Origin of the sequence: Sphingobacterium sp. UBA7631, from assembly GCF_002483935.1 — a bacterium.
In the GTDB taxonomy this organism is placed as follows: domain Bacteria; phylum Bacteroidota; class Bacteroidia; order Sphingobacteriales; family Sphingobacteriaceae; genus Sphingobacterium; species Sphingobacterium multivorum.
Genome location: NZ_DLIX01000006.1, coordinates 124,492 through 150,930, shown reverse-complemented (window position 1 = coordinate 150,930; position 26,439 = coordinate 124,492). Strand labels below are relative to the sequence as shown.

The 26,439-nt window shown below is 40.0% G+C and carries 14 protein-coding genes; 11 read left to right on the top strand and 3 right to left on the bottom strand.

Annotation, left to right across the window (positions count from 1 at the left end; genetic code table 11):
* Positions 1–405 precede the first annotated feature (405 nt).
* The 4 genes from B3P16_RS11040 (at position 406) to B3P16_RS11025 (ending at position 7,305) form a co-directional block, all read left to right on the top strand.
* Positions 406–1,662, top strand: coding sequence for a deoxyribodipyrimidine photo-lyase (locus B3P16_RS11040; protein WP_236560275.1), 1,257 nt, complete (start codon positions 406–408; stop codon positions 1,660–1,662).
* 181 nt (positions 1,663–1,843) lie between these two features.
* Entirely contained in the window at positions 1,844–4,585 is a 2,742-nt protein-coding gene (locus tag B3P16_RS11035; RefSeq protein WP_286842952.1) for a 2-oxoglutarate dehydrogenase E1 component, read from the top strand.
* Positions 4,586–4,648: 63 nt separating this feature from the next.
* Positions 4,649–5,890 carry a 2-oxoglutarate dehydrogenase complex dihydrolipoyllysine-residue succinyltransferase gene (gene odhB / locus B3P16_RS11030; RefSeq protein ID WP_286842951.1) on the top strand — a complete coding sequence of 414 codons (1,242 nt, stop codon included), beginning with the start codon at positions 4,649–4,651 and terminating at the stop codon, positions 5,888–5,890.
* Between the two features lie 344 nt (positions 5,891–6,234).
* Complete coding sequence (locus B3P16_RS11025) at positions 6,235–7,305, top strand: hypothetical protein (RefSeq protein ID WP_286842950.1); 1,071 nt, start codon at positions 6,235–6,237, stop codon at positions 7,303–7,305.
* An 11-nt stretch (positions 7,306–7,316) separates the two neighbouring features.
* Here the strand turns inward: B3P16_RS11025 and B3P16_RS11020 are convergent, their stop codons facing one another.
* Positions 7,317–9,242 (bottom strand): LTA synthase family protein, encoded by a 1,926-nt coding sequence (locus B3P16_RS11020; protein ID WP_286842948.1) that lies wholly within the window; start codon positions 9,240–9,242, stop codon positions 7,317–7,319.
* Positions 9,243–9,246: 4 nt separating this feature from the next.
* Positions 9,247–11,127 carry an LTA synthase family protein gene (locus B3P16_RS11015; RefSeq protein WP_286842946.1) on the bottom strand — a complete coding sequence of 627 codons (1,881 nt, stop codon included), beginning with the start codon at positions 11,125–11,127 and terminating at the stop codon, positions 9,247–9,249.
* A 287-nt stretch (positions 11,128–11,414) separates the two neighbouring features.
* On the opposite strand from B3P16_RS11015, the gene B3P16_RS11010 reads away from it, so the two are divergent.
* The 7 genes from B3P16_RS11010 to B3P16_RS10980 all read left to right on the top strand — a co-directional run bounded on the left by B3P16_RS11010 (position 11,415) and on the right by B3P16_RS10980 (position 25,092).
* Complete coding sequence (locus B3P16_RS11010) at positions 11,415–14,051, top strand: valine--tRNA ligase (RefSeq protein ID WP_286842945.1); 2,637 nt, start codon at positions 11,415–11,417, stop codon at positions 14,049–14,051.
* 436 nt (positions 14,052–14,487) lie between these two features.
* Positions 14,488–14,829, top strand: coding sequence for a DUF4342 domain-containing protein (locus B3P16_RS11005; protein ID WP_286842944.1), 342 nt, complete (start codon positions 14,488–14,490; stop codon positions 14,827–14,829).
* A gap of 19 nt (positions 14,830–14,848) precedes the next feature.
* Positions 14,849–15,223: a MauE/DoxX family redox-associated membrane protein gene (locus B3P16_RS11000; RefSeq protein ID WP_070562952.1), complete on the top strand. Its 375-nt coding sequence runs from the start codon at positions 14,849–14,851 to the stop codon at positions 15,221–15,223.
* Positions 15,224–15,600: 377 nt separating this feature from the next.
* Entirely contained in the window at positions 15,601–20,886 is a 5,286-nt protein-coding gene (locus B3P16_RS10995; RefSeq protein ID WP_201638566.1) for a translocation/assembly module TamB domain-containing protein, read from the top strand.
* Positions 20,858–23,182 (top strand): BamA/TamA family outer membrane protein, encoded by a 2,325-nt coding sequence (locus B3P16_RS10990; protein WP_286842942.1) that lies wholly within the window; start codon positions 20,858–20,860, stop codon positions 23,180–23,182. Before B3P16_RS10995 ends, B3P16_RS10990 begins: the two co-directional genes overlap by 29 nt.
* A gap of 373 nt (positions 23,183–23,555) precedes the next feature.
* The gene (locus tag B3P16_RS10985; protein ID WP_046671868.1) at positions 23,556–24,494 is read left to right on the top strand and encodes a malate dehydrogenase; all 939 of its coding nucleotides are present in this window, start codon (positions 23,556–23,558) and stop codon (positions 24,492–24,494) included.
* 154 nt (positions 24,495–24,648) lie between these two features.
* Positions 24,649–25,092, top strand: coding sequence for a retropepsin-like aspartic protease (locus B3P16_RS10980; RefSeq protein ID WP_112376512.1), 444 nt, complete (start codon positions 24,649–24,651; stop codon positions 25,090–25,092).
* On the opposite strand, the gene B3P16_RS10975 is transcribed toward B3P16_RS10980, so the two are convergent.
* Entirely contained in the window at positions 25,078–26,298 is a 1,221-nt protein-coding gene (locus B3P16_RS10975; protein WP_286770003.1) for an MFS transporter, read from the bottom strand. The genes B3P16_RS10980 and B3P16_RS10975 overlap by 15 nt on opposite strands.
* Between the last annotated feature and the right edge of the window lie 141 nt (positions 26,299–26,439).

Genomic DNA, 26,439 nt, shown 5'->3' with positions numbered 1-26,439 from the left:
GATCGTTCCTTCCTAGTACGCTGAATTTATATATTACCTTTTTATTCGCTAAAACGAATAAAATCCCTAGGACGGTTCCATTGGTGATGCAGCAATCTTTTCCATGTTTTTCTTACGCTTTTAGTATATTACTCGGATTGTTTCAAGAGTAACGGAAATAACTTACAAATATCATAATTCCCTGATTTTAGAACAGAGAAACCTCAAATAAGTTTAACACTATTTTTATTTTTTCCTAACCAAAATAGCGTAAACCATCCAAACAAGTACCGCCATTGTCCTTTTTTTGTCAATTCGCGCATAAATACTTTCAAGAACACAATATCCTTATATATTTGTAAATCTTCTGAAAATAGGCTGCACTAAAAAGTATTTATCTTCACCTCTATGGACAAAAGGGCTACAATGATCTGGTTTCGAAATGATTTAAGACTTCATGACAATGAAGTATTTTATCAAGCTTCTGAAAAAAGTTCATTCATCATCCCGGTATACTGTTTTGACCCCCGATATTTCGACCGCAATCAATTTGGCACTTTAAACACAGGTGTTCTGCGAGCGGCCTTTGTCATTGAAGCCGTGACCGCTTTAAAAGAAAAATTAAAGAGTCATGGTAGCGACTTGTTGACTTATATTGGCAAACCTGAAGATATTATCCCAAGAATAGCACAAAAATACCAAGTCAACGAAGTTTATCATCACCGCGAGGTGGCACTTCGGGAAACTTCTATTTCGGAAAAAGTAGAAAGTGAGCTTTGGAGCAGCAAAATAAATTTGCGCCATTTCATCGGTCACACCCTCTACCATAAGGAAGATCTTCCTTTCCCTATTAAAGACATACCCAATGGTTTTTCCATTTTCAAGAAAAAAGTAGAGCGGGAAAGTCTGGTGAGGCAACCCATCCCATTTCCGACCAATTTCCTTACGCCGCCCCATCTTGAGGACACCAAAATTCCTTCATTAAAAGATTTGGGCTATTCAGAAGAGGAGATCAAATCTGTTGATGACATCTATATTCTCGGTGGCGAAGACACTGCGCTTAGTATTATGCATGCGCTATTGTCAACCTTTCCGGAGACAGAACAGGACCCTTTGATTCTAGGGCCTTTTATAGCGTCAGGGGCCTTGTCGCCTATTTTACTCTATAACAATATCAAAAAACTTGGTGAAGGTAAGAAAGACAAACGATTTGAAAAGATTGTCGACATTCTGCTCTGGCGCGATTATTTTAGGTTTATGCTTAAAAAATATCCGAATATATTCTTTAAGCCACAAGGCACTAAAAACAGCTCCCCTCAGGATCATCCGGCCTTAGACGGGAATGAAGAATTATTTGAAAAATGGAAATCGGGTCACACGGAACATGATTTTATAAACAGTGTGATGATCCAGTTACAGAAGACCGGCTATATCCCTTATCAAGCACGCTTAATCGCAGCCAGCTATTTAGTTCATGAGTACCAGGTCAACTGGCTTCGTGGCGCTTCCTGGTACGAGGAGCACCTATTAGACTATTCTCCGGCAACTGTTTACGGACAGTGGTCTCATATTGCCGGAGTTGGGACAAGCGAAAAAGACAATAAAGCGCTGGACTGGCAAAAATTGATCAAAACTCATTTCCCAAATGGACTTCCAAAATTGGACGAAATACTTGTTAAATAAATCTTCGGCAGAAATAAATAATTCCAATAGAAAATAAATTTGTAGGACGCTGGAAGCCCTTTTTAAATCATGCTAAAAATGTTAAGAATTGGATAGGTTTATTGATTAAATTATTCAATTTCAGTATTAGAAACTCTTTTTTTATTCATAACTTTGACAAATTTCATAGTTTTAATTGTAAATGGACAATCTGACATATTTGAGTAATGCTGATTCGGCTTATGTCGATGGCTTATATCAATCGTACAAGCAAGATCCCCAATCGGTAGATTTCGGATGGCAAAAATTCTTTGAAGGTTTTGATTTCGGTCAAAATGCTGGCGGAACAACAAGTTCAGTAGGCGAGGCTACTCCCGAGCACGTATTGAAAGAAATCAATGTGCTGAACATGATCAATGGCTACCGCGACCGTGGCCACCTATTCACACACACTAACCCTGTTCGTGAAAGACGTAAATACTATCCTGGAAAGGAATTGGAAACGTTTGGTCTTGCAGAAGCAGACATGAACACCGTTTTTAATGCTGGTGTTGAAGTCGGTTTAGGTCCAGCAACATTGAAAGACATCCGTCAATTGGTGGAGGATACTTACTGCCGTTCTATTGGTGCAGAATTCAAATATATCCGTAATCCAGAAAAAATTAAATGGTTACAGGACCGCATGGAAGCGGATCGCAACATGCCAAAATTTTCGTTGGATACCAAAAAGAGAATTTTAAACAAATTAAACCACGCCGTTGTATTCGAAAACTTTTTAGGCACTAAGTTTTTAGGTCAAAAACGTTTCTCGTTGGAAGGTGCAGAAAGTTTAATACCAGCATTAGATTCGGTCATTGAAAAAGGTGCAGAAATCGGTATCCAGGAATTCGTTATCGGTATGGCTCACCGTGGCCGTCTGAATGTCTTGACTAATATCATGGGTAAATCTTACAAATCAGTATTCTCTGAATTTGAAGGTAAGACCTACGCTGATGATCCTGAAGTAAACTTTGGTGGTGACGTAAAATACCACTTGGGCTTTTCTTCTGAGGTTAAAACAAACGATGGCAAATCTGTCCATTTAAGTTTGGCACCGAACCCTTCGCATTTAGAAACTGTAGATCCAATCGTTGAAGGCATGGTTCGTTCTAAGATTGACTTCAAATACGAAGGTGACTCGTCTAAAATTGCACCGATCATTATTCATGGTGACGCAGCAATTGCTGGACAAGGTGTGGTATACGAAGTAACCCAAATGTCGAAATTAGATGGTTACAAAACTGGTGGTACGGTACATATTGTGATCAACAACCAGATCGGTTTTACAACGAACTATAAGGATGCGCGTTCTGGAACATATTGTACAGACGTCGCAAAAATCACTTCTTCACCCGTGTTCCATGTGAACGGTGATGACGCTGAAGCGGTAGTTTATGCGATTAATTTAGCTGTTGAATACCGTCAAAAATATAAAACAGACGTATTTATCGATCTATTATGTTATAGAAGATTTGGACACAACGAGGCAGATGAACCGAAATTCACGCAACCATTGTTGTATAAAATCATCGAAAAACATCCAAACCCAAAAGAAGTTTACGCTAAAAAATTAATTACTGAAGGAAGTATTGACGAGGCGGATTCAAAAAATATCGAAAAGGAATTTAAGGCTGAATTGCAAACTAAATTTGAGGAAGCTAAAACAGTTGAGGTATTGACTGAAGAAATTCCGATGTTTAAAGGAGCATGGGAAGGATTACGTCCCGCTAAAAAAGGTGAAGTATTAACAACCTCGGATAAAACGAAAGTTGCAAAGGATTTATTCTTAAAATTAGCGAAAGAAATCACGACCTTACCTTCGGATAAAAAATTCTTCCGTAAGATCACACGTTTATTTGAAGATCGTGCCAAAATGATCACTGCTGATTCATACGATTGGGCAATGGGCGAATTGATGGCTTACGCGACTTTATTGGATCAGGGTAACCGTGTACGTATCTCGGGTCAAGATGTACAACGTGGTACATTCTCGCACCGTCATGCGGTATTGACACTTGAAGATTCGGAAGAGAAATACGTTCCTTTAGCGAATATTAAAGGTGGTGATAAATTCTCTATCTACAATTCATTACTTTCCGAATATGCTGTTTTGGGATTTGAATATGGTTATGCATCTTCTAATCCAAATTCGTTGACAATCTGGGAAGCTCAATTTGGAGATTTCTACAACGGTGCTCAAATCATCGTCGATCAATATCTATCGAGTGCAGAGACAAAATGGAAACGTTCTAACGGTTTAGTGATGATGCTTCCTCATGGTATGGAAGGTCAAGGTCCTGAACACTCTTCAGCGCGTATTGAAAGATTCTTAGAGTTATGTGCAGATGAGAATATGATCTTAGCAAACTGTACTACTCCAGCTAACTATTTCCACCTGTTACGTCGTCAACTGGTACGTGAGTTCCGTAAACCATTGGTTGTATTTACGCCAAAATCATTGTTGCGCCACCCTAAAGTGGTATCACCGTTAAAAGATTTTACAGAAGCTGCTTTCCAAGAGGTAATTGATGATGCAAATGTTGCGGCGAAAGACGTTAAACGCGTGTTATTCTGTTCGGGTAAAGTTTACTACGACCTATTAGAGAAACAAGAGGCGGAAAAACGCAAAGATATCGCTATCGTGAGATTGGAGCAGTTATTCCCAATTCCTACAGAGCAATTGAAAGCAATCCGTAAAAAATACAACAAGGCAAAAGAATTTGTTTGGGTTCAGGAAGAAAATGAGAACATGGGCGCATGGTCTTATTACTGCCGTAAACTAATGGGTACTGAGATTGCATTTACAGGTTTTGTTGCCCGTAAAGAAAGTGGAAGTACGGCTACGGGTTACATGAAACAACACGTTGCACAGCAAGCAGAAATCTTAAATAAATCATTCGAATAAAAACAATTTAAAATCAATTGCGTCTTAGCTATAGGACGCAATTGTCAATAAAGAACATTATATATGAGCTTAGAAATTAAAGTACCAACCGTAGGTGAATCAATCACGGAGGTAACCTTATCACAATGGTTGAAACAAGATGGCGATTATGTGGAGATGGATGAAAACATCGCCGAACTGGAATCAGACAAAGCAACGTTTGAATTACCAGCTGAGAAAGCGGGTATCTTAAGAATCATTGCACAAGAAGGTGATACTTTAGAAATCGGTGCCGTTGTTTGTACAATTGAAGAAGGCGCTGCTCCTGCCGGTGGTTCAGCTCCAGCTGCTGCCCCTGCTGCAGAAGCGTCAAATGCAGCTCCAGTTGCGGCTGCCGCTGCAAAAGATGAAGATCCAGATAGCTATGCTGCTGGTACAGCTTCTCCTGCTGCTGCAAAAATCTTAAGAGAAAAAGGAATTGATCCTTCTACAATAAAAGGAACAGGTAAAGAAGGTCGCATCACAAAAGAAGATGCCGAAAAAGCTCAACCTGTCGCTAAAGCTGCTGCACCAGCAGCAAAACCTGCCGCTGCTCCTGCTGCGATAGTTGCTCCGGTAGCGGGTGCAAGAAACGAACGTCGTGAGAAATTATCTTCATTACGTAAAACAATCGCGAAACGCCTAGTTGCCGTTAAAAATGAAACGGCTATGTTGACAACATTCAATGAAGTCAATATGCAGCCGATCATGGATCTTCGTGCTAAATATAAAGACACCTTTAAAGAGAAATTTGGTATCGGTCTTGGCTTCATGTCATTCTTTACAAAAGCAGTAACAACTGCATTGGCTGAATGGCCTGCCGTAAATGCCCGTATCGAAGATAACGAGATTGTATATTCTGATTTTGCAGACGTTTCAATCGCAGTTTCTGCACCTAAAGGTTTGGTTGTTCCGGTTATCCGTAATGCTGATGCCATGTCATTGGAGCAAATTGAAAAAGCAATTGCTACATTGGCAGGTAAAGCCCGTGACAACAAATTAACGATTGACGAGATGACTGGTGGTACATTTACCATTACCAACGGTGGTGTATTCGGATCAATGATGTCTACGCCGATCATCAATGCTCCACAATCTGCAATCTTGGGTATGCACAACATCATCCAACGTCCTATTGCTGAAAATGGCCAAGTGGTGATCCGTCCAATGATGTACATTGCGCTTTCTTATGATCACCGTATCATCGATGGTCGTGAATCAGTAAGCTTCTTGGTTCGTGTAAAACAATTATTAGAAGATCCAGCTCGTTTATTGTTGGGTGTTTAAACCGCAATAAAATTGGAAATATAAAAAGACCTATGCTTTGCGGCATAGGTCTTTTTCTTTCCCAAAGTGTCTCCTATCTTTGGTCTGGAGGCACCTTCAGTTCGTTTCCATTGCTGTTGGTACCAGCGAAATTATGACGGTTTTATTTACATCGGAATGAAGCAATATACTTAACGAATATGAATCGGAGATAGACGAATATAAATCACCTTTTTAATTTCTCCCTTTTAATTTTTACTTTCAGCTTGTTAAAGATCAAGGATATCCTAATATGCAAACACCGCTATCATGTAAAGGTCGGTATCCGAATATGGAACTTGATATTAAGCAGACATAACAAGCAAATGAAGTATAAAATTCTAATAACAATTGTATATCTATTACTTGCTGTAATGACCTTGTTTGCCAACATGGCAAATCCAATGAGCCCCCATAGCATAACAGGACAGCTCGTTCCCGCAGGGAAAGTGAGCGTTACCAGCGAACGTATTGACATTCGTCTTTTAACGGACACTTCGGATGATCATGCGGACTATCAAAGCCACTTCAACATTGTTTATAACATCCATGCAGAAGAGGCTATTGAATTGCCACTGGTATTTCTCGCTTTAAATATGAACGGATTGGATCGCGTCCTTGTCAATCAGAACGAAATTGAAGGAAAAAAGATGGGGCAACCCGGTTCAAAATTCCCCTTTTTACGTTTAAAGGATGGCTATTATGAGCTCAGTTACGACAGCGATGAATGGAAGCGTATTTCGCTGAATGATGCCTTTTATTTTACCGCGAAGCTTCACAAAGGTGATAACAGCATTCAGGTTCAATACCGTGCTTATATGGGCTATGACCGACGGGATATTCGGACCAGATACAAAATTGATTATCTCTTATTCCCCTCCAGATACTGGTCGTCCTTTGGCCCGATTGAACTGTATCTGCACCTCGATGGGAAGATGGAGGTACTTACACAAGATCTGGGAACCGCCAAATTACAGACAGATTCCATTGTTCACTGGAGAATTGATCAGGTAGAAAAGAAAGAGCGTTTTCATATTGAAGTTGTCTTAAAAACCTCCTTGTTGGCGAAAGTAATTCTTTGGATAAGTCCAGATGTACTTGCGCTGATCGGATCGTTATTTTTGCTATACCTACATATCCGGTATATTTATCTAAAATACAAAACTGGCAAATACCGATATGCACTCCTGATCGGGAATCTAGTCATTCCAAGCTCTTTCTACTTGTTCATTTGGTTTTGGTCCAGTCTGGCCAACTATTTTGTCAATGGAGTCTTTGACGAAAAATCCCGTGGTTTTATCCTGTTGGTCATCTTCACCTTACCCTTGATCTATCTCGTCTATGATTTGGTTTTACTTATTATCGATAGAAGCATTCGCGCTAGATTAAGCAGGTAGAAAACCGGCTGTTATTTTTTATAGGTCAGCTTGTTTTCAATCATACGATTGTTATATTGCTGGATAAAAGCTTTCATCTTGGTTTCCATCGTATCCAATACCGCTGGATGCTGTTTTAACAGGTCCTGTTTCATCAAGCGGTCCTTCTTAAGATCATAAAATGAGGTCACTTTCAGTCCATCATAAGACATCATATAATCTTTATAATAGAGGTTGTAGCTCCCTGAATTATTATTGAGCACAAAATTATCCTTGCCCGGTTTCAAGGCATCTGAACCAAAGGCAAAATAAGGCTCGTCATAGTGCAGATAATTCAACACTGTCGGCATGATATCTATTTGCTGCACCAATTTATCCGCTTTGCCCACCAGATTATCACCAGGTGCATAAAATATAATAGGGATTTCAAATGCTCCTGCAGTGGTTTGATATTCCGGCAGATAGCTTACAGTAGCATGGTCGGCACAGATAACAAATACGGTATTCTTGTACCAGGACATTTTAGAGGCTGTGGCAAAAAATTCGCGTAAGGCATTATCGGTATATCCAATAGGCTCCTGTACGGGCAGAGGTCCCTTAGGGAATTTCCCCTGATACTTTTCAGGCACCTTAAATGGATGATGTGATGATAAAGAGAAGAAACTAGCAAAAAATGGCTGATGAAAGGTATTGATCTTGTTTGCTACAAATTGCAAAAATGGTTCATCCCAGATTCCCCATATCCCGTCGAAATTAGCATCATTGTTATACTCGTTTTTGCCAAAATAATGTTGGATACCTGCCAATTTCATATAGGCAGAGAAGCCCATGCTCCCATTTGGTGCGCCATGAAAAAAAGCAGTCTCATATCCCTTTTTCCCTAAGAGCTTCGCTAAGCTGGTGGTTTCATTTCCAGAATAGATGGAAAGCACAAAAGGCTCACCTATCGAAGGAATGCCCGTAATGACTGACGGTAGCGCATCAATTGATTTACGGCCATTGGCATAAGTATCTGTAAAGGTGTAAGCATTGCGTATCAAGGAATCCAAAAAAGGCGTATAACCTTTGTATTTTCCACCTTGGATATCTTTATTCAATTCTCCAAAATGTTCTTTTGCAAAACTCTCCAAAATCAGAACAACGACATTTTTCTTTGTAAAGGGCTGGTCTGATTGCGGTACATGAATGGGATTGTATAACTGTTCAAGCTCTGTTTCGGAAAAATAATGAACGGGTTTGAGGCTCACGGCCTTTAATGTTTTCAATATACTAAATGGCGTATTGAGCACAATATTCATTTCTTCCGGTGTCTCCACATAATCACCCGCATTGCTCAATGTTATGGGACGTGTGCTATGCGCCCAACCGCCACGCACTCCACCAATAAAAAGGAAGGCTGTCAGTAAAAACAAAGGCAATTGGATCAAAAATGACTTCCAGCTATAATTCGAGTTTTTTTCAATCTGAATAAGTTTATAGGATTTAATCAACCCATAGACAATCAGCACCAATAGTATAATGAGATACCAATAATCCAAACAGAAATCAAAGGTCAGCTTGATCAAGTTAGATTCATTGGAGAACTGGTCAATTACCGTTCCAGTGGTCCTTTTGAGGGTAAATGGGTAGTAGGCAAAATCAATCAAATTTAACGCTATGCCAATTGAATTGGTCACGATGAAGATCCATTTCGCAACATTTTGATAGTGTTTATTTAATTTAAACGGTCCTGGAATAGTCTGCATAACAATATACAGGATATTTAAATAGAGGAGTGCCACAATGTCAAAGCGTACGCCACCGGCAAACATAACCAGAAGCTTACCGGCATCGACATGGGGGAATAAGGAAGCATTTATGCCATAAAAACCCAATCGCAATAGTGCGTAGATGAGCAGAAGAAAGACAAAACGAATTGCGACAGCAAAATAAGGTGCAAATACTCCTTTTAATTTCATAGCCCTAATATTTTAAAAATTCACTGTATACGTCTTGATAGTACGCTTTGGCAATATTCAATAAGCTATCTGTTTTGCCAACCGGATATTCCTTATTGGCTCTATAGTTAATGATCCTTCCAACGTTATCAAATGAAACGGCTTGTTTTGGTGTAATTACACCGAAGGCGTCTTTAGAATTATAGAATGCTATTTGTGGTGTTGTGGGATTAAACAGATCACGGCTCCAGTGATAATGATCTGTCGGAAGCTTCAATTGTGTCAATAAAGTTGCCGCCAGATCCGTTTGGTTACCAATTCTATTGAATATTTTGCCGCGATATTCAGGTTTGATCACATCGCCGAAAAAGATCAGCGGAATATGAAAGCGATTGGGGTGAAACAGCTCCCATTTTTCTGAAGGAAGGCGATGTCCATGGTCAGCGACAATAACGAAAAGGGTATTTTTATACCAAGCTTCCTTTTTGGCTTTATTAATAAAATCAAAAACGGCTGAATCTGTATAATTTGCCGTACTTCGGAATTTATCTGCATTGGTGGCATTCCCAAATTTATAGCCGTGTTTTAATTCAAATGGTTCGTGATTAATTAAAGTAAAGATCGTCGAAAAGAAAGGTTGTTTTTCTTTTTTAAAATCCTTGATCATCTGATTAAACACGACATGGTCATAGACACCCCATGAGGCACGTTCCGCATCTAAGCCAAAATTGGCATTATCCACCACCCTAGATATTCCGTGTGTCAGCATATACGATTTAAAATTGTAAAACTCGCTCTGACCACCGTGATAAAATGATGTTTCGTAGCCGGCATGATCGAACTCCTGTCCAATGGCAGGCATATTTTCATGCTTGTCGATATATTTGATAATACTCTCGGGCCCCTGCGCCGGAAAACCGCTCAACACCGCTACCATGCCTTTGTCGGATCGATCAGCTGCAGAATAAATATGGTCAAACAAAATACCATCCTTAATCAATTCTTCCATGTGTGGCGTAATTCCCTTTTCCCCTCCGAGAGACTGAATGAGATCGCCAACAAAGCTTTCCAGCATGATAATAACGACATTTGGACGAGTGGTTGACAGGACCTCAACAGCAGAATCAGGCTGACTTTGAAAGGCGGGCCGTAGCTTGTCCTGAATGTCCTTCTGATCACCATAATAAGTATAGGGATTTTTAAGCTTGGTACTTTTAGCAAAAAAATCCCGCAAAAGCGACCATTGTGTATTGACTGCTGCGTGGTTGTAAAATGTTTCCTCGGAATAATAGGCCTTACTGGGGTTTAACGTCGCTCTTCCGTAACCACCACGGATAAACGTGAAAAGTACAAAAACTCCGATCGCCAGTTTGAGAAAATTACTGACAGGAGACTTGAGATTGAAAAAAGAGACTTTTTTAAACATCCAACGGTACAGAAAATAACCGCAGAATATACCGATCAACATCCCAACGATGGGGAGAAACACCGGCGTGGCTTCAGCCGAAGCGACGGCACCCGAAGGCGAAGCAAAAAATGCATCTATGGCACGTTTAGAAATCTTGTCGCCCCACTCCCGATAAATATTGACATTGATAAAACTTGTCACAAAGAACAATACCAGGACGATAATGGTATAAATATCGAGGATCAGTCTTTTGGGTTTCAGTTTTGGAAAGAAACTTAATAGGCAATACACCAGAAATGGTAATGCACAGATATAGGAGACTGCAGAAAAATCCAGATTCAGACCATGGTAATAAATCCTGAAAATTTCTGTGAAATTAGAAAAACCTATCTTCTCAAAAAAAGCAATAACAAAAATCAATCTATCTATAAAACAGATAATTAACCAGAACAGAAAATACTGTGTTAAAGCTCTAAGCTCATTAGCAAATCGTTGCATCCCTTCGTGTAAAAATAAAACAGGCAAATTTACATTAATTTACATGAAATACGGGCTAATTACTTAGTAATATGAAGAAAAGATTAAAAAAGTATAAATCTTACGTTATGCTTTACCTCACTGCAATAAACGCCTCTTCTGCTTAGGAGGATCCTCATTAAACGTATTGCTTAGCCATTATTCATAACTTCTTTTTGTTTGAGAACAAGATCAATGGATTACTAAGGAAAATAACATAGAATTCCTTACTTTTGTGTTCCTTAAAAGTTTGAATACAAAAATTTAAAATGAGCATAGCGAAAACTTACAATCCAAAAGAAGCTGAAGAAAAATGGTACAGCTATTGGAAAGCGAATGGATTTTTCCGTTCCACCCCGGACGAACGTGAACCTTACACGATTGTGATGCCCCCTCCGAATGTCACGGGAGTATTGCACATGGGGCATATGCTGAATAATACCATTCAAGACGTTTTGATTCGCCGGGCACGTATGCAGGGGAAAAACGCTTGTTGGGTACCGGGGACCGATCACGCCTCCATTGCCACTGAAGCTAAGGTCGTCGCTATGTTGAAAGAACAAGGAATTGATAAACGATCTTTATCTCGTGAAGATTTCTTAAAACATGCTTGGGAATGGAAGGAAAAATACGGTGGTATTATTCTAAAACAGCTCGAAAAACTTGGCGCTTCCTGTGACTGGGATCGTACACGTTTTACCATGGATCCAGAATTATACCAATCTGTTATCCGTGTATTCGTCGATCTATATCATAAAGGATTAATCTATCGTGGTTACCGCATGGTCAACTGGGATCCTGAAGCAAAAACAAATATCTCAGACGAAGAGGTTATTTATAAAGAGAAAAACGGCAAATTATACCACTTGAAATATCAGGTTGAGGGAACAGATCAATACATTGTTGTGGCGACTACCCGTCCTGAAACCATCTTTGGTGACACAGCCGTGTGTATCAATCCCAATGATGAACGCTATACCTGGTTAAAAGGAAAGCAAGTCATTGTGCCGATCGTTGGCAGAAAGGTGAACATCATCGAAGATGAATATGTCGATTTGGAGTTTGGTACTGGATGCCTTAAAGTTACTCCAGCACACGATGTGAACGACTATGCACTAGGTAAAAAGCACAACCTGGAATTTGTCGACATCTTTACCGACGAAGCAAAACTAAACGACAATGGCCTGCATTACGCAGGTATGGATCGTTTTAAAGTACGTAAAGAAATCGAGAAAGAGCTTGAGGAAAAAGGGTTATTGGAGCAAGTTGAAAACTATACCAATAATGTTGGAACTTCAGAGCGAACAGGTGCTGTTATAGAGCCAAAAATCTCCAATCAATGGTTCCTAAAGATGGAAGATCTTGCAAAACCAGCATTGGATAATGTGATGAATGATACCATTAAATTTCATCCGACAAAATTCAAAAATATCTACCGCAACTGGATGGAGAATGTTACCGATTGGAACATTTCAAGACAATTGTGGTGGGGACATCAGATACCGGCGTATTTCTATGGCGACGGAAACGAAGACTTTGTGGTTGCACAAACGGTTGAAGAGGCCCTTGTTCTAGCGCAAGAAAAATCAGGTAATACAGCGCTTCAATTGACCGATCTACGTCAAGATGAGGATGTGCTTGATACTTGGTTTTCAGCTTGGCTATGGCCAATTTCAGTTTTCAATGGCATCAACGAACCAGAAAATGCAGAAATTAATTACTATTACCCTACGCAAGATTTAGTCACTGCTCCGGATATTATCTTCTTTTGGGTAGCACGTATGATCGTTTCGGGCTATGAATTCCGTGGACAATTGCCTTTTGAAAATGTTTATTTCACAGGTATTGTACGGGACAAACTGGGCCGCAAAATGTCTAAATCACTGGGCAACTCTCCCGATCCGATAGATTTGATGAACGAATATGGTGCAGATGCAACGCGGATGGGCATGTTATTGACTGCTCCAGCAGGTAACGACCTTCCTTTTGATGTAGAACTTTGTTTACAGGGCCGTAATTTTGCCAATAAAATCTGGAATGCCTTCCGCTTGGTTAAAGGTTGGGAAATTACTGCTACTCCGGCTTCAGATTCAGATAAGATTTCAGCATCTTGGTTTGAGGCAAGGTTAAATCAAGCCTTGGTCGATATCGAAGAAAACTTCAAACACTATCGTTTATCAGATGCATTGATGACAACCTACAAATTGGTATGGGATGACTTCTGTGCTTGGTACCTTGAATTAGTGAAACCGGCTTATGGCTCCCCTATTTCTAGTGAAACCTTAGAGACAGTAAAATCTTTTTTCCAACGTATACTCACTTTAGTACACCCTTTCATGCCTTTCTTGACAGAAGAATTGTGGCACGACGAACTGTTCGGTGTGAAAGACGAGAAAGATTGCATTATCGTCGCCGCTTATCCGACAGCAACTGATTTTGATGAGCAGCTTATCAAAGATTTCGCTGTCGCTCAGCAAATTATTTCGGAAGTTCGCAATATCCGCAATTCTAAAGGTATCTCCCCTAAAGTAGCATTGCCATTGGCTATCAATCAACAATCAGATATCAATTTAGCACAATATATTGACATCATTACCAAAATTGCAAACTTGGAAGGCGTAACTTTTGTTTCTGAGAAAGTAGCCGGAGCCGCAAGTTTCCTTGCTGGCAAAGACGAATGTTATGTTACTTTGGAGAACAATATTGATGCGGATGCTGAACGTGAACGTATTGCCAAAGAATTGGAATACCTAAAAGGTTTCCTTGTATCTGTAGACAAAAAGCTTTCCAATGAGCGGTTTGTGCAAAATGCTAAACCTGAAATTGTTGAAAACGAAAAAAGTAAAAAGGCAGATGCCGAAGCAAAGATTAAAATTCTTGAAGAAAGCTTAATAGCATTGGGCTAAGACCTATGCAATAGAGCTAATAAATTTTGTAAAAAGTCCCGTGCGCTGCGCGGGACTTTTTTTATGTTTCAAGATGATCAAATTCGGAGATCCTTCGGTGCTTCTTCGGTGTTTGTTCGGTACTTCTTCGGAGCTTATTCGGTCGCAACCGAATAAGCTCCGTCCTATATCCGTATCATTTACGTTAAATAATCGTGTAAATGATGAAGTCGGTTCCTAGCTTTTACACACCGAAAATCCGGTTTCTGCAAAATGCTAAACAGGCGGTTCAAGAGAATTTCGGTTGGCCATTCACAGGTAATATATATGTTAAGGATGCACGATATAAACTTGTAAAGTAAAAATGCAACATGAAGTTCTCCCGTTTAAACAGTGCACTTTATAATTGCTCAGCAACAAACAATGCAATTAACTTTATACGGATTCCTGTAAAAAAATGAATAACTTTATAAGAGCGAACTTAAATTATAGCATTATGGGATTCAAAGAAACATTTCAGATTAACGGTGAAAACCTTTTACAGAAAATCAAGGAAATCATTGCCGAGGGCAATGTGAGCAAAATCAGCATTGCGGACAAACATGGTAAAGAAATCATGAGTTTTCCGGTGACTATCGGCGCAATAGGCTTGATCTTAGCACCTGTTTTTGCAGCAATTGGTGCTGTCGCAGCATTGCTTACAGAATGTACCATCACTGTAGAACGAAATACAAACAAGGAAGAAAAAAATGACGAGGATAACAGTACTGATCCGCCAACAACGATAACAGTAAAATAATGAACTAAAATTGACCGTTATGAAGATTTTTAAAAATATACTTTGCATTTTATTTGCCTTGCTTTTCATCAATGCGGGGCTAGATAAGCTTTTTCATTATATGCCTACGCCACCTATGGATATGGACATGAAAAAGGTATTTGAGGCTTTTGCTACGATAAAATGGTTAATGCCACTAGTCGGAATTATCGAACTCCTGAGTGGTTTACTGTTTATTTTTCCAAAGACAAGAACTTTAGGTGCATTAGTCATCTTTCCAATACTCATTGGCATTTTTACCCACAATATGATTTTTTACAGCCAACTGGGATTAATTATTTGGGCCGTACTTTTCATTATATGGCTATGGGTGGTATTTGAAAACTGGGGCAAGTATAAAAAATTGATGGAATAATTGCCTTATCTTCCCCAAAACAACTATTCGACAGAATACTACATGTATTAATTACCTATTTTTTTGACAAATTAATAGGTATTTAATGCTTTTATTAACATAAAATTAAAAAACAAAAAACTTTGTACGGCTAGAATGGTTTGGTCAATTATTTGATGTGTTTTTAGAACAGCCCCGAAGATATAATGACTTTATATAAGGGAAATTAGAAACTGTCTAATATCTGCTAGCAGGTATAACACAGAAATTAAACTTGCATTTATAGGCAAATTTATCTTAGTTTGCTGAAATAGTGGCGATATATGTTAATATCTGTAAACTTAGCAAACTTTTTTCCGTTTTAATTTTTATTAATAGATACTTAATCAAATAATACGTTGAACAGATTTACCCGAATTGCTTTTAAAACAATATTGTGGATTATTGGAGTCATCATTGCGCTGGCTATTCTTATTGTATTTTTAATCAGAATACCTGCCGTTCAGAATTATATTGCCGGAAAAGTAACGCAATATGTAGAAGGCAAAATTGGTACCCCTGTTAAAATTGGCTACATTAATATTGATTTTCCTAAAAAACTGGTATTGGAGGATATCTATTTAGCCGACCAAAGTAAAGATACCTTAGTAGCAGGAAAAAGCATTGCTGTTGATATCAATATGCTCAAGCTGTTGAAAAACACAGTTGAAATACAGCGTCTCGAAGCAGAAGGAATCACTGCAAAAATTCGACGTACATTGCCGGACAGTTCGTTCAACTTTGATTATATTGTTAAAGCTTTCGCTTCCCAAAAAGAAAGCACAGCAACTGCAGACAGCAGTTCAGCCCTCCTATTTAACCTCGATAAAGTCAAATTTGACAAATTTCATATTGTTTATGCCGATGACGTCATTGGAACAAGTGCCGATGTTTACCTGAACAGCCTAAATACCAATATCAAAAAGTTCGACCTCACAAAAAACATGGCCTTCAATCTTCCAAAAGTGAAAATAGATGGTCTGAGCGCCACAGTGAAACAATGGCGGCCGATTAAGGACGGTACAGCTCCCTCGGTCGAAGACTTTGGCATTACGGATAAAACCGCACAAACAACCGCCTTGCTTCCCGATGTCGGTATACAGATCGCAGACCTGACGAATATCTTAGTACGCTACGAGGATCAGTCTAGCCTGTTGAACACCAAATTTTATATTAAGAACCTCCATGCGGACATTAACAAGATCGACCTTAACAAAGAACTTGTCGATATTCAGACGATCAATCTTGACGGTTCAGACAATACTGTGCTCTTTGGAAAGATCCAGAAAAAAGTAAACGCAGCAGCGAAAAACACCGCGGATACAACCAAAATAAACTGGGTTGTTTCTGCCAAAGAAATCCAGATCAATAAAACAAGCTTAGCTTATAGAGACGATAATCAGGCCCGTATGAAAGGCTTTGATTACTTCAACATTAAGATCCCTGGGATGAAAACCAGTTTAAATGATCTTTACTACAGTGCCGATTCCATCAGTGGATCACTCAAAGAACTTGTAGCCTCCGATCAATCGGGGTTTGTGATCAAGCAATTGAAGGGGGATTTTAAGTATACAAATACCGGTGCGGAGATCAAAAATCTATATGCAGAGACGCCACGCACTCTGCTGCGTGATTACTTAAAAATAACTTATCCTTCTTTGGATGTTATCGCTAAAAAACCAGAACTGATCTACGTCAATGCAACCATCAAAAAGAGCCGTGTTGATATGCGCGATATCTACTATTTCGCTCCTTTTTTGGACACCATGCAGGTGATGAAACCGTTGATGGACAAAAAATTTAATATTGATGGTCGCGTTGTCGGGAAGTTAAATGACCTCAATATTCCGGCAATTGATTTTCAAACCCTGTCCAACACACGTGTCATTGCAAGTCTACATTTAAAGGGGCTACCCAATGTCGATAAAATGTCCATGGATCTTAATTTAAAAAAATTGACTACAGGACGTTCGGATATCGAAAAGCTGGTTTCAAAGAAAATGTTGCCGAGCGGAATAGAATTACCCAATACAATCGGACTTACCGGAACTTTTAAAGGCGGAATGAATGCGTTTAACACCAATCTTTCGTTGGTAACAGAGAAAGGGACGGCCAAATTTAATGGTAAAGTAGGCATGATAGGCCGCGATACAACCTATGATGCTTTCGTCAGTATTCGTGATTTTGACATTGGTAAGATCATGAAAATGGACAGTACGTTAGGCATACTTTCCTTTGAAGGGAAAATTAAGGGTCATGGAACAGATCCCAAGAAGCTTGTCGCCAACTTTGATGGCAAAGTAAATCGGATGGATGCCATGGGCTATCGCTACCAGAATATCGATATGAATCTTACAGCAGACAAAGGGGACATAAAAGCCGCTGTCGTCAGCCCTGATCCAAATATCCAATTGAAGTTAAATGCGACAGCCAATATGAAATCCAAGTATCCACAGGTGGATTTTGAGCTTATGGTAGACACTATCAATCTTAAAAAGTTAAAATTGATGGATGACGAGTTCAAATACCATGGTAAACTCGTTGGAAATTTCAGTTCAGCCGATCCAAATTTTTTGAACGGAGAAGCACACATTACCAATTCATCCATTGTTTACAATGATGCTTATTACTCGCTAGACAGTATATCACTAATTGCAAAAGCGGATACTAGCCGCAACTTGCTACTTTTAAAATCGGACTTTTTAAACGCCCATTTGGTCGGAAAATACAAAATTCTAGAATTGCAGAATGCCGTTCAAGACATCTTACAGGTATATTACCAACCAGGCAAAGCTGTTAAAGTGCCCAAATACGACCCACAGAACATCGAGTTTTCGGCCCAATTGACGCGAACTAAGTTTATCAAAGATTTCTTGCCAGAACTGACAGAGATGTCGGATATCACATTGGATGGTATGTTTAACAGTCAATCAAAAACGATTCTCGCCAAGTTGGATGCACCGAAAATAATCTATAATGGCACTGAAATCAATAACGTTACTTTGGATATCAATACCCTCGACAGTACACTGTATTACTCGGCATTGATCAATAAAATCAAGGTAAGCAATATTGAACTGGTGAATACCGTATTCAGTGGTAAAGTCATCCAAAACAATTTGGATTTCGGTCTCTGGATAAAAGACAAGAAAGAGAAAGAGCAGTATCATTTGGGTGCCAATATGCGCGTTGATAATGGCGCATTCGTTTTTAGCCTACTTCAGGACGGCCTTATGCTGAACTACGACAAGTGGACGATAAATCCAAACAATGTACTCAAATTTGGAAGCACAGGTATTCAGGCCAGTGATTTTATCTTAAGTAATAAAGGACAGGAGCTGAGCATATCATCGCAGGATAGTGTGCTCAATTCGCCGCTCAACATTGCATTTAAGAATTTCCGCATTGAGACATTAAGTAAAATGCTTGAAAGTGAAACAGTCGATCTTGGCGGCGGCATTAATGGCCAGGCAACGATATCACGCCTAGAAAGCAGCCCTGTATTTGTTTCTGATCTTGTGATCGATAAATTTTATATTGGAAAAGATACCGTTGGTAATGTCAATATAAAAGTGAATAATCAAAAAGAAAACACCTATAATGCGAATATCAGTATCAGTGAAAATGGCAATAATGTCGTATTAAGTGGTGATTTTATCAGTCCTCCTCAGGGAGAGGCAAGCCTGGATTTCACTTTAGATATTGCACCGCTTTCTATGCAGACGGTTCAGGCATTTAGTCTGGGCTATCTAAAAGACTCGAAGGGAAACTTGGAAGGCCAGTTAAAAATAACAGGATCGCCATCCAAACCCCGCATTAACGGCGATGTTAAGTTTAAAGATGCTCAGTTCAATATTGCTATGTTGAATGCACTATTCAAAGCGAAAGATGAAACCATTCATTTGGATGAAAGAGGCATTACTTTCCCAAAATTTGCATTGGAAGACAAAAAAGGAAATATTGCCAAGGTAACGGGATCCATAGAAACCAAAACATATACTGATTTTGATTTCAATCTCAATGTCAATACCGACAATTTTGAGGTACTCAATTCAACACAAAGCGACAACGACATGTTTTATGGTAAAATGTACCTTACGTCGAACCTGCGCATTCGGGGGAATCTGGATAAGCCTATCGTTGATGGGACAATCAAGGTGTTAGATGATACGGACTTTACCTTTGTCATGCCAAACGAGGATCCTGGGATGGCCGATCGTAAAGGTGTTGTCGAATTTGTTGATAAGAGTGATACAACAAGAGCCAATGTATTTGCAAAATTAGATTCTATGACTGTTACCCGATTGACGGGAATCGACGTAGATCTAAATCTTCAAACCGATAAGGACGCCAAATTTAAGATCCTCTTGGATGCTGGTTCACAGGATGCACTGAATATCCAGGGTGAAGCGGAACTGAACGCCGGTATTGATGCAAGTAGCAAAATTACCTTGTCAGGTACATTTACAGTAGACAAAGGAAGTTATTCCTTCAGTTTTGGCCCCGTGAAAAAGGATTTTACATTCCGAAAAGGAAGTACCATCACTTGGAATGGAGATCCCTTGGATGCGCAGCTAAATATCACGGCAGCATACACAACCAAAGCACCAACCCTCGAACTTGTAGCGACGCAGCTGGGGTCGGAAAACGCTAATTTGTACAAGCAGCGGATTCCTTTCAATGTCTTACTGAAGATTACAGACAAACTGTTCCAACCGCAACTAAATTTTGATATCGACTTGGACGAAAACAACTCGGTTGTTTCGCAAGATGTGATTAGCAAGGTTAATAATGCTTTGACCACCTTACGTGAAAATCCGTCTGAGCTGAACAAACAGGTCTTTTCACTGATTGTTTTGGGGCGCTTTATGTCGACCAATCCATTTGAGAGTTTATCCGGTGGCGGCGGTACGGAAGCCATTGTCAGAAATAGCATCAGTTCGTTCCTGAGCGGTCAATTGAACCGCCTTGCCTCCGAGCTTATCACCGGAGTAGAGCTGGACTTCAACCTAACTTCGGAAGAAGATTACGCTACTGGAGCTGGCCAGACCCGAACAGATCTGAATATCGGCGTGTCTAAAATGCTTTTAAATGACCGTTTAAAAATTACCGTTGGCTCTAATTTTGAAGTTGAAGGAAATACACGTCCGGGAGAAACAGCCAACAACATTGCTGGAGATATCCAATTGGATTACCAACTTTCGCAAGATGGCCGCTATTTTGCGCGGGTATATCGTAAAAATCAATATCAGGTTACACTCCAAGGTCAATATGTAGAAACGGGTATCGGATTTATCATCAATATGGATTACAACCGATTTAAGGAGATCTGGATGAGTTCGAAAAAACTCAAAGAGTATTACGACACCAATAGCAAGGGTTTCAGAAAACGTTTCGATGTAGAACGTATGGAAACCGATTCAGTCTATCGCGACAGTGTACGCACCGTTATCCGAGATAGTTTGATGACCCATAGTCCTGAATACAGAAAGCGTATGGAGGAAAGAGAAAAAGAGAGACGTAAGCAACAGCTGGACTCAACGAAACGTACGCCGAAAAGCGATAGTCCAAAATCAACTATAGATACCATCAGAACGACAGCTATAAAAAATGAAGATGAGGAAAGGAATTACCATGCAAACTAAACTAAAGTATATTGTGGGAATAGTTTCATGCGCTGCATTCATAGCATCCTGCTCTTCCACCAAGAATCTAAAAGAAGGGGAAAGCTTATATGTCAAGGGCAATGTAATAGTCGATTCGGACACGATATCCAAAGAAAATAAGGAAAAGATTGCGACTCATTTAGAAGCTGCACTGATGCCAAAGCCCAACAAACGTTTGGCCGGCGTGCCATTCAAGCTCTATTTCAACAATATGGCCGGGGACTCTGCGGGGAATAACATCATTAAAAAATTCCTCAAGAAGATCGGTGAAGAACCTGTACTATTGAGCGACGTCAATCGCGAATATAATGAAAACCTATTGCGCAATCGTCTGGAGAATTTTGGATTCTTCAATGCGGAAGTGAAATCGGACACCTTAGTTGAAGACAAAAAAGCAACCATTAATTATACAGCCAAGCCTAATCTGATCTACCGAATCAGATCTGTTCAATTCGACATCGACAGCACAACACAGTTGGGTAAAGATATCCGTTCGAGCTCGGATAAAAGCCTCTTGCAAGTGGGTAAGAATTACAGTTTAGATGTTATCCTCAATGAGCGCGACCGCATCGACAATGACCTCAAAAATAGAGGGTATTATTATTTCAGTCCCGATTACATCCTAGTTCAGGTAGACAGTTCGCATCGGAACAACAAAGTCGATATGTATGTTACGGTGAAAAAGGAGACACCGGCACAGGCAAGGGTACCGTCCAAGATCAATAAAATCTACATTTTCCCGAACTACACGGAAACAAGCACCGGTTATCAGCGATCCACCCGCAATGCGGAACTATATGATAGCAGTTACTATTTTATAGACCGCCAGCATCTGTATAGAAAGCCTGTGATCGCGAATCATATCTTCTTCCATCCAGGCGACGTCTATAACCGTAATGCCCACAATCAAACCATCAGCCACCTGGTGAATCTCAATAGCTGGAAGTTTGTCAAAAACAACTTTGTCGACAGCAAAGAAGTCCCCAATGCACTGGATGTCTATTACTACTTAACTCCATTGCCCAAGAAATCACTCCGTGTGGAACTTTTAGGAAAAATGGCCTCAGTATACAATGGTACAGAAGTTAATGTCAACTGGACTTTACGCAACGCATTTAAAGGCGCGGAGCAGTTGAGTTTTAATGTATTCGGAGGTTATGAAACCCAGACCGGTGGGTCGGCTGACCTCAATTCGAGTTATTACCGTTACGGGATGGAGGCTACACTGACTTTTCCACGGATATTGTCCCCTTTTGGGCGGATTTCACCGACACGGCGTTTTATCCCGAAGACTTACGTCAAAGGACGGTATGAATTTTTAAATCGCCGCAAAGCATATACCTTAAATTCCATCGCATTGGATTACGGTTATATCTGGCAGGAGTCTGAGGAGAAGCAGCACGATCTTGCTTTAATGGAGATTACCTATGTCCAGCCTAAAGGGATCTCAGAAAACTATCAAAAACAAATGGATACCATTCCGGCGTTAAGGCATGCAATAGATCCACAATTTACGATTGGCCCAAATTACAATTTCACGTTTCAAAATACGATGAAGCAGCATTTGAAAAATACCTTTTATTTCAAAGGCAACTTGGACCTCTCGGGAAATATACTCGGTTTGATAAAAGGAGCAGATTTCAATAAAGGGAAGACCTTTAAATTGTTCGATGCATATTTCTCCCAATATATCAAGATCAGTGGCGACGGCAGACATTATCTCAAATTGTCGGAGAATTCGCAGCTTGCCTCGCGGGTCAGTTTGGGCTTAAGTTATTCGTATGGCAACTCGCGGTCACTCCCCTATTTAAAACAATATTATGTGGGTGGACCTAACAGTATCCGTGCTTTTGGTGCTCGTGCAATTGGCCCAGGAACAGTTGCCCCTGAAAAATTAAGCAATGGGCTTTTCTATGCAGACCAAACCGGTGACATCAAATTAGAGCTGAATACCGAATATAGAGCCAAATTAGCGGGTTTTGTTCATTGGGCAGCGTTCATTGATGCGGGGAATGTATGGTTGCAACGGGATGACGTCAACAAGCCCGGCGGTAAATTCAGCAAGAACTTTTTGAATGAATTAGCCGTCGGCGGTGGCGCTGGATTACGCTTCGACTTTACTTTTCTGATCATACGTACGGATATGTCAATACCTTTCCGCATCCCGTATCTTCCCAAAGGAGAACGTTGGGTATTTAAGGATATCGACTTTGGAAGTTCAAGATGGAGAAAGGATAATTTGATGTTTAATTTAGCCATCGGTTATCCATTCTAGGATTTAAAATTTGATTTACACGATAAAAAAAACAGGCTTGAACGAATTTCAGGCCTGTTTTCTTGGGGGGTATTCCATCAGAATCATACCCTTTGGACACTATCATTATGCATTATTCGTTCAATGGCATTTGCCTTCTTATCGATTATGTCAAAAAACAAGTTATTCCCACGAAATACATTGATTTACTAACAATAATTGATTAAATTCAAGAATTATTTATTAATCCACATCAATGCACATGAAATATCCATGTAAAAAATACGCGCATTCGTGAAGAGAGACTGGATATTTTATACGGCATAGAAAACCGCCGAAGGCAGCATGAATTCTTAAGCGGAAATTAGCTCATGAATAAACAAATAATTTACATATGAAAGTAACTATTGTTGGTGCCGGTGCTGTAGGAGCAACTACAGCGGACAATTTAATCCGTCGAAATGTCGCCGAAGAGATTGTATTATTGGATATTAAAGAAGGATTTGCGGAAGGTAAAGCGCAAGATATGGCACAAACTGCCGCCTTGTTGGGTTTTGAATCAAAAATCAAGGGAGTAACCAATGACTATCTGTCCACTGCAGGTTCTACCGTTGCCGTCATTACGTCGGGAATTCCACGTAAACCCGGAATGACGCGCGAAGAACTAATTGGCACAAATGCGAATATTGTCAAGTCTGTGGTGGAGAACCTGGTAAAATATTCTCCGGATATTATCATTGTCATCGTTTCCAATCCCATGGACACCATGACTTACCTGGCACTTAAATCAAGTGGATTACCAAAAAATAGAATCATTGGAATGGGTGGCACATTGGATTCAGCCCGATTCAAATATCAACTGAGCGAAAAACTGAATGCTTCTGCGGCCGATCTCAATGCCATTGTCATTGGCGGCCACGGAGATACAACGATGATTCCACTTATCAAGCACTCCACGTGGAACAGTATTCCAGTCACTGATTTCCTTACCCCGGAAGAGCAGGACGAAATTGTGCACAAAACGATGGTTGGTGGAGCAACCCTAACCAGTCTAATCGGGACCTCAGCCTGGTATGCTCCAGGAGCCGCAACAGCCGCAGTGGTCGAAAGTATCGTGCGTGATCAAAACAAGTTATTTACTGCATCCGTTTACCTCGAAGGTGAATTTGGACAAGAAGATATTAATCTTGGCGTACCGGTTATCATTAATAAAAAAGGATGGGATCGGATTGTCCCCCTTCAGCTGGATGAAGAGGACAAAGAAAAATTCAGTAAAAGTGCAGAAGCAGTGCGTACAATGAATAATGTATTAAAAGAAATAAAAGCGCTGTAGCGCATAAACTATAAAAAGGTGAAAGGCTGTTATTCTTCAAATAACAGCTTTTTTTATGATCGGCTTAACGCATAAACGTTTTCAGGGCATTTTAAACATACGCTAGAGGCCTTAAATTTCTTTTTTAAGGGATTTTTTGGGTATGTTTGGTTATATGACAACAGTACCATTTCAATTACTGGATCTGCAGGGCCAGGGCACACATATTTTAGTCGATGTGGAATTATATAGCCGTTCATTCAAGATGGTGATTGATACAGGTGCCTCTAAAACTGTATTTGACAAAACACAGTTAGTCCATCTTTTGGAAGACCAATTACAGCTTGAGCCTTCAGAAACATTATCAACAGGACTTGGCACCAATTCGATGGAGAGTTTCAACATGAAAATTCCGAGTTTGACCATAGGTGAATGGCGGATAAAAAACTTAAATACGGCGGTATTGGATTTAAGCTCGATCAACTATGCCTATCAGCAGATGGATCTGGAACCCGTGATCGGCGTATTGGGTGGAGATATTTTTGCAGACTATGGCGCTGTCATTGATTATGCCAAACGCAGCTTAAAATTAAGAAACCGGAAATTAAAACTTAAATAGGCGTTTGTGGATATGGAGCCGGAGATAGCCATAGTATACGATTGCGATCAATATCCCCAATCCACCCATGACGTATAATGTCATTCGAAGCCCACAGTAACTGGCTAAGGAACCGATCATCAACGTCCCAATGGGAAATATTCCCTGAAAAGCCATAACGTAATACGAGATTGCCCGGGCGCGATAGATTGGTATGGCATGCGTCTGAATATAGGTATTGATACTTGAGTTTTGCATCATCATGGCAAAGGACACCAACATCACATAGACGAGTGCCATCTGCAGCATACTTGAATGCGCCAAAAACAATAACGCAATTCCCATAAGTGCAGCAGCACCCATCACCTGATAGCGCAAATTGGTGCCCGATTTTAAACGGGCCATATTAAATGCACCAATCATTGCACCCAAGCCGGCGGCACTTTCAAACCAGGAAAACGTACGCTCATCGCCATGAAACATTTCTTTTGCTATGGCAGGTAGCAACGAGGTATACGGAATAACGATCAAGCTGGAGAATGTCATGATAATAATCAGTGAAGCAATATGCGGTGAGCGTTTGAGGTAACGAAAGCCTTCGACCAAGCCTTCCCAATTGCTTCCCTTGCTCAGTTGAACATGGGTTTCATCGACCTGCATCATCAACAATGTAATAATGACCGGAACAAAACTGATAAAATTTAGGGCAAAACAGACGAGTTCACCGTATGTACTCAGTAAAATACCTCCTATTGCAGGTCCCAACATTCGGGCACCATTGAAAATTGTTGAATTCAGGGCAATGGCATTCGGCAGATCTTTACGGTCACCAACCAGATACATCATCAGCGATTGACGACCCAAAACATCGAAGGAATTAATAACCCCTTGTATAAGACCCAAGATGGAAAGCCATAAGACACTCTCCCATTTCAGATAAACGACCAAGGTCAAGATTCCAGCCTGTATCATCAAACCAATTTGGGTCATCAGAACCAATTTATACTTTTTGTGCTTATCGACAAAACTGCCGATAAATGGAGACAGGACCAAAGAGGGCAATAGGGAGATAAACTGAACAAAACCAAGCCAAAACACTGATCCTGTCAATTCATAGACCAACCAACTGATGGCTATTCGCTGCATCCAGGTCCCCATAAGGGAAATTGCTTGTCCTATAACATGTAAACGGAAATTTCTATAATGGAGAGAACGAAAAACCTGCATACGTAAAGATAATAGTATATTAAAAGTATAACAAAAAATTAGGAGAAGAGATTCCTTTTTGCTAAAATAAAGATACAATAGGTGAAAATCAATGCTTCAATACTGGAATATAATCAATAACTTTGCGTCATTATTTTGAAC